3 protein-coding genes and 2 pseudogenes are annotated in these 5,110 nt (G+C 57.7%); 2 read left to right on the forward strand and 3 right to left on the reverse strand.

Translation table 11 applies throughout. The annotated features are described in order from the left end of the window. Nucleotides 1-1,387, forward strand: a 1,387-nt coding sequence (locus NKJ89_RS35355) for an MFS transporter (protein WP_352609037.1), incomplete at its 5' end; no start/stop codon positions are given. A 380-nt stretch (nucleotides 1,388-1,767) separates the two neighbouring features. On the opposite strand, the gene NKJ89_RS35360 is transcribed toward NKJ89_RS35355, so the two are convergent. The 3 genes and pseudogenes from NKJ89_RS35360 to NKJ89_RS35370 all read right to left on the reverse strand — a co-directional run. Next, entirely contained in the window at nucleotides 1,768-2,151 is a 384-nt protein-coding gene (locus NKJ89_RS35360; protein ID WP_352609038.1) for a hypothetical protein, read from the reverse strand. 706 nt (nucleotides 2,152-2,857) lie between these two features. Further along, a pseudogene (locus tag NKJ89_RS35365) lies at nucleotides 2,858-3,055 on the reverse strand (aldehyde dehydrogenase family protein); the annotation flags it as partial. Nucleotides 3,056-3,089: 34 nt separating this feature from the next. Then, nucleotides 3,090-3,239 (reverse strand): annotated as a pseudogene (locus NKJ89_RS35370) (IS3 family transposase); the annotation flags it as partial. A 341-nt stretch (nucleotides 3,240-3,580) separates the two neighbouring features. Between NKJ89_RS35370 and NKJ89_RS35375 the strand changes: the two are divergent. Further along, nucleotides 3,581-4,858, forward strand: a complete 1,278-nt coding sequence (locus tag NKJ89_RS35375; RefSeq protein ID WP_352609039.1) for an NAD(P)/FAD-dependent oxidoreductase — start codon at nucleotides 3,581-3,583, stop codon at nucleotides 4,856-4,858. Nucleotides 4,859-5,110 lie beyond the last annotated feature (252 nt).

Consider the following 5,110-nt stretch of genomic DNA (forward strand, 5'->3'; position numbering starts at 1 on the left):
GATGCTTGCCGGCCATTGCCTGATTGCGACGGCATCCACGGCGCTGGCGCTCTCTGTGGGGCTGGGCTTTGTCAGTCCCTGGCTGATCCTGGGACTTAGTTTCCTGGCCGGGTGCGGCTTTGCCTTGAACGATCCAGCCTGGCACGCCTCCGTCGGGGACATCCTGGAAAAGCGCGAGATACCCGCTGCGGTAACGCTGATGTCGGTGGGGTACAACGTTGTTCGGAGCATAGGACCGGCGCTGGGGGGTGTGATTTTGGCGTTGCTGGGACCGCTGTCGGCTTTCGTCTTCGCGGCGCTGAGCGACCTGGTCCCGTTGAGCGCAGTACTCCGCTCCAAATGGCAAGTTCGCTCTTCGCCTCTTCCGCGCGAGCGGATGACGACGGCCATTCACGATGGCATGCGCTTCACGGCGATTTCCTCGGAGATCAGAGTGGCGATTGTGCGTGCTACCCTGTTCGGGCTGTCGAGCATCTCGATTCTTGCTTTGCTCCCCCTCCTGGTTCGCGACCAACTAGCGGGTGGGCCAATTGTTTACGGCGTCCTGTTGGCCGGCTTCGGCACAGGCGCCTTGATCGCCGGCATTAGCAATAGCTATTTGAGACGCATCACGTCCCAAAATCGATTGATCACGCTCGCGTCCGTTGCCTGCGCAACGTGTTGCCTTTTACTGGCTCTCACATCATCGGTGGCTGTAGCGGCGATCGCGCTTGCAATCGGTGGCGCAGGCTGGGTTGTCACCTGGACCGGAACCGACGTGTGTGTGCAGTTGGCAAGCCCAAGGTGGGTCGTCGGTCGCACTCTGTCGATCTATTACGCTTTGACCTACGGCGGCATGGCAGCGGGCAGTTGGATCTGGGGTACTGTCGCGCAGAATTATTCCCTGACCTGGGCTTTGGAAGGTGCTGCAGCGGCACTGTTGCTGGTTGCAGCAGCGGGTAAGCTCTTGCCGATAGAGCTATGGGAAGAATCGGATCAAGGGGCCTTCGACTTCACGCCACCAGATCTGGCCCTCGATCTGAAGCCCAGGAGCGGCCCAATTGTGGTCAAGGTGGAGTACTCGGTCCCTGAGGAGAACATCGAGGAATTTCTGCGCTGCATGCGCGAAAGGCGCCGCGTTCAGAGCCGTGCCGGTGCGCGGGACTGGACCCTCCAGCGCGACCTTCAGAAACCAACGCTTTGGACAGAGATGTTCCGCACGCCGACATGGACGGACTATCTTCGCCTAAACCATAGGCTAACGGTCACTGACAGGGAGGTAGGAGAGCGCCTTGCCGCTCTGCAGGTGGGTGGTTGTCCTCCGCGTCTGGCTCTCTCGATCGAGCGGTCGACGAGACCGGTCCCCGGCAGCCAAATCCAGCCCGTGCCCTTTGTATCCCGTCCGTAGCGCCTCCGCAGTTGGAAGCTGGTCGTCAGTCCTGAGCGGTCCATCACCTCGCTTTGTTTTACGAGGAAGCGATGGCGCTGGGATGGACAACTAACATTGAGGGGAAGAGCGAATTCGCGTTGCCGCAGGAACGTCCGGATTGACCGCCGACACCGCAAAGGGAGCTCGGCCGGCCGGAGCGAGGTCTAGGCAGCAAGCATTCCCAGTGGGTGGGGCTGTTTGGCTCTCGCATCCAGGAAAAGTCGGCGCCGCAGAAACTTGGTTGCCAATCAAATTTTTGTTTTCTCGACTCTTCACGAATTAGGATTGGATGCTTCGCTGTTGGGGCGTGATGGGAGGTAGGCTGGGGATGGCGCGGCCCGAGCGAACCCACAAAACCTTCACACGATGCAGGTAAGGCAGGGGACCACGTCGAACGTGTCGGCAGGCTGGCTGGCGTTGCTCACGACTGAGCGGAAAGAAACATGCTGAAAATGACGCGCCTCGAGCTTCATGGGCTGGTCTGGTCGAAACCAATGGTCGAGATCGCTAGACTGCATGGAGTCAGGGACCAGCACGTCGCGCAGGCTTGCGATGCCAATGACATCGCTCGGCCGCGTGCCGGCCATTGGCAAAGAGTACAGCACGGCAAGACGGTGGAAGCCGTCGCGCTCGACAATAAGAACAATTCTCCAGAGGCGATGGTCATTATCGATCCGGCGGTCGGGAGGCCCGGCCGGCTTAAGTGGGGCACGACAATGAGACATCCAAAAGATAAGCGGCATGATCCGCTCAAGGGTGGCGTTGGAACTGCCATCCGAAAATGGCATCTTGGCCCAGGGATCGAGCCGCCATCGCGGAATTTGCACGGATGCAGAGCAGGCAGTGTTTCAAGTCCGGACGGCGAAGTGCGGAGCAGGTAAGCTCCGGCAGGTTCAGGAAAGTACGACCAAAGATGGTCACGATCTTTGGGGCGCCTGGAAGGCATTTCGCGCGACGCACCAATTCATCTTACTCGCGAGACATTTCATCGTTGACGGTCTGACTCGGGGCACCGGGGTCCGGAGAGCTTACAGCGTTCGACTAGTTTGATCAGACATCAAGAAGTTTCGGTGGACTAGATTTTTCAGAATTGTCTCTGCGTGTATTCAAAAGTAAATACTGTGTATTAGTAAGCGTAGGCTTGGGTAATACCGGGCGATACTTGCATCAATTGTCGAAAGTCGCGTAATATCTGTTATGGAACTTAACTTTTATACGCAAATATCATATACTTACCGATTACGCGAAATATCCAATATGTTAAATCGAACGTGGAGTGGCGGGAGATGTGTGATCTGCGCGCCAAGTTCATAATACCCTCCTTCAGCTCGCGGAGCGGCGCCTCTTCCGGGGCAGAAAACGGAAGGAACATGTCTTCAGCCACGACCTCGCCCATGATGTAGCGGGCGAGTTCACGACCAAAAAGCGTACCAGGCGCAATGCCGCGGCCACCACGGTACAGCCGGCCGCCAAAGCTGCGGCCGCCTTCCGATGGAAGAGTGCAGACGGAAAGTTCCACGGGACGATGAGGGCGCAGACCCCAACCGGCTGCTTCTGGACAAAAATCTTCTGACCTGCTCTCGGCGCCGGAATGATGTCCCCATAGGTGCGCTCGCCTTCTTCGGCAAACCATTCGACAAACTTTGCGCCCTAGGAAATCGCGCTCGGCCTTCTTCACTCACTCATGCAGCATCTGCGCCAAGCCGATCTTGGCGGCGATCGACGAGACCGCCGCCCACCGCGAGGCATGCTCGCCTTCGTGATCCAGAACCAGCCGCACCGCACAGGCTTGGACCTCGGGAGAGAACTTGTTGGTCGCCTTGCTTGTCATGGCTCCACCTTCTCAGGAGTTGGAGCATCCAATCAACCCGGGGCGGTTCAATCTGCCGTTGCGTGTCGCTTATCAGCGAGAGTGAGATATGGCGTGGGTGACAGGCCGATCTCGAAGCCAGATGTCTTTGATATCGGGAATGCATTGGACGATTTCGGCCCCTTGGTTGATGATTTGACAAGAAGCCTACGCCGATGAGGTGCCTCCCCCCTTGCTGTGTCGCTCAGGGAAAGCCGTACGCTTACTGATTACTGATTACCGATCGGTCCAGTCTACTGAACCGGCTATTAATGTTTGTGGGCAGCGCGGTCAAACGTCAATGCCACCTCTAGGATCACGATATGATAACGGGCCAATCTCACGGACTTTGGGGTGCAACGGCATCTCTTCCGCCCCCTACGCTGAGGCTTGCCGATGAATCCGTTGTAGACGTCGCCATTGTCGGTGCTGGTTATACCGGTTTGTCGACCGCTTTGCACTTGGGCCAACGGGGCGTGAGCACTGTCGTCGTCGAGGCGAACGAGATCGGATCTGGCGCAGCTGGCCGCGCCTCTGGTATGGTCAATGCAGGCCTCTGGGTCATGCCTGCTGCTCTTCGAGAGGCCTTAGGCCCGGTGTATGGCCGACGCATGCTGAACTTGCTGCGGTACTCGCCCCGCACCGTTTTCGACATCATCGAAAAATATGACATTCAATGCGAGGCAAAGCGGGTTGGTACGATTCATTGTGCAGCCGGTCGAAAGGGCGTGGCTGAGATAGAAGAGCGCGCCCGGCAGTGGCAGGCGCTCGGGGCGCCGATCCATATCCTCAGTCGGGATGAAACTGCAGCCAAAACGGGAACCAAAGCGTTTGCACTGAGCCTCCTGGATCTTCGAGCTGGCACGATCCAGCCTCTTTCGTATGTGCGGGGGCTTGCGAACGTGGCAATCGCCTGTGGGGCTCAGGTTTTCACACATAGCCCCGTCGAGACGATCATCCGCGACCGCGGCAACTGGCGGCTCAAGACCCAAGGGGGCAGCATCCTGGCCAAATGGGTCCTCCTTTCAACAGACGTGTACACCGCCGGCATCGCACCCGAGCTTCGCGCTGGGCAAGTGGTTCTGCCATTCTTCCACGTGGCCACAGCGCCGTTAAGTCCCGATCTCCGCCATAGTATACTGCCAGAGGGGCATGGGGCCTGGGATACCCGCACGCCGATGACGGCCTTCCGCAAGGACGATGCCGGCCGTCTCATTATCGGTAGCGTGGGAGCCCTGAGGGGCACCGGCACTATCATCCACCGTTCCTGGGCGCGACGCCGCATCCGCGCGCTTTTCCCGCAACTGGGAAAGGTAGAACTCGAGCACGCATGGTACGGGCGTATTGGAACCACGTCCGATCATCTTCCTCGGCTTCATGCGTTGGGTGATAACATGATCGCATTGACCGGTTTCAACGGCCGTGGAATCGCGCCAGGCACGCTGTTTGGCCGGGAGCTTGCTGGTTATATCGTGGGCGATACGGCTGCAGATGAATTATTCCTTCCATTCTCCCCGGCCGAAGAGGCGCCCTTACGCGCCCTCAAGGAAGGGTATTATGAGCTAGGCGCTCAAGTCGCCCATCTGCCACCTCTAAACTGACGCTGCCTTTGGCAGCCTGATCGCCGCTGCAAATGCGAGAAGACATGGAAGTAAAAACTGAGATCTATAGCTAATACCGTTTAATATATATGCTATGAAAAGGTAATATCCTGGTATTTAAAAATTATCCCCTGGTTCTTTAACAGATATTATACGACTTCTGTTTGATTGAGATCAGCAAGGCTGAAGAAGCGTTCGTTTCGAAGCCTGGCCAGCACCCACCTCTCGACGATTAAAACTGAACCTTCGGCG

Source organism: Mesorhizobium sp. M0047 (assembly GCF_040323315.1).
Taxonomy (GTDB): domain Bacteria; phylum Pseudomonadota; class Alphaproteobacteria; order Rhizobiales; family Rhizobiaceae; genus Mesorhizobium.

Excerpts from the sequence above, each read along its gene's own strand:
- NKJ89_RS35360 (WP_352609038.1), bottom strand. The coding sequence starts at position 2,151 with ATGCCGCTTATCTTTTGGATGTCTCATTGTCGTGCCCCACTTAAGCCG.
- NKJ89_RS35375 (WP_352609039.1), top strand. The coding sequence starts at position 3,581 with ATGATAACGGGCCAATCTCACGGACTTTGGGGTGCAACGGCATCTCTT.